This window comes from Mesorhizobium sp. M0563 (assembly GCF_040321065.1).
In the GTDB taxonomy this organism is placed as follows: Bacteria; Pseudomonadota; Alphaproteobacteria; order Rhizobiales; family Rhizobiaceae; genus Mesorhizobium.
This window is the reverse complement of the sequence record NZ_JAMYQV010000051.1, coordinates 1-950: the sequence shown is the minus strand read 5'-3', so window position 1 is coordinate 950 and position 950 is coordinate 1. Positions and strand designations below refer to the sequence as shown.

General features: G+C 56.3%; 2 protein-coding genes and 1 tRNA gene. All 3 read right to left on the bottom strand.

What is annotated here, in order from left to right:
• Positions 1-81: 81 nt before the first annotated feature.
• On the bottom strand, positions 82-333 hold the full coding sequence (locus NKI50_RS30495) for a GIY-YIG nuclease family protein (RefSeq protein WP_023721031.1): 252 nt from the start codon (positions 331-333) through the stop codon (positions 82-84).
• A 94-nt stretch (positions 334-427) separates the two neighbouring features.
• Positions 428-518: transfer RNA gene (locus NKI50_RS30490), tRNA-Ser, on the bottom strand.
• A partial coding sequence (locus NKI50_RS30485) for a hypothetical protein (RefSeq protein ID WP_352718701.1) occupies positions 480-950 on the bottom strand: 471 nt, incomplete at its 5' end. The genes NKI50_RS30485 and NKI50_RS30490, both read right to left, overlap by 39 nt.

Below are 950 nucleotides of genomic sequence, written 5' to 3'. Positions count from 1 at the left end.
GAATCGAGGGCGGAGGTCGGCAAAAAGCAGCTCGTTCGGCTGTTTTTATTTATATTTTCAAATAGATAAGTCCTAAGGCCGTCAGTGAGGCCCTGTCCGCCAAAAACGCTTACTGGCGAAGGCCTTGCCTGAACCGGTCTTGAAATATCGCTCGAGTTGCCGTGCGTTGGCCTCGGTTTCAACCCCGATGTAGGACTTCAAAGTTACAGGCAGATAGGCCTTGGTCGAAGTCACATAGCCTGATCGATGCGATTCGAAGCGGCGCCGAAGGTCGTTGGTCGACCCGACGTAGACATCGCCGTTACGAAGTTGCAGGAAATAGACGTACCACATAGTCCCCCTACGCTACTTCGTAGCTTCGGGCGACACCCTACGCCCAAAATGCGGTTCCGGGTGGCCTGCCACCCGAAGCCCGCAGGGCGTAGGGTGGCGGAGAGGATGGGATTCGAACCCACGAGAAGCTTTTGACCTCTACTCCCTTAGCAGGGGAGCGCCTTCGACCACTCGGCCACCTCTCCGTTGCGCCGGTGGATAAAGAAAAGCGCCGGCACAATCAACAAGCTGGCGCTATTATCCTTGAAAAATCGACCCTTCGCCAAAGCGCCGCCCAGCGATGTGGCGATTCTGCGGCGATTCCCTGGTTCGCGACTCGCGCCATGGTCACATTTCGGGCCGACCATCGCCGGAATCCGCCGTTTGCAACGGCTTGCGAAGGGCTGTTGGTTAACGGGAGCTTTCGGAGTGAGGCCAAATCGTGTCATTTTTGCAACAACGCCGGGGTATAGCGCCAACACAAACCTTTTGCCGGTACGATCGTGGTTGAACGCCGCCGTCTCATGGGTAATGTCGGGTTTGAAGGAGCGGCGCGGTGCGCATCTTTTTCGGTAGTGGGGATGGGGCAGGGAACGCTGTCCTTCAGCAAAGAATACCCAGACCCGTTTTTTAACTTT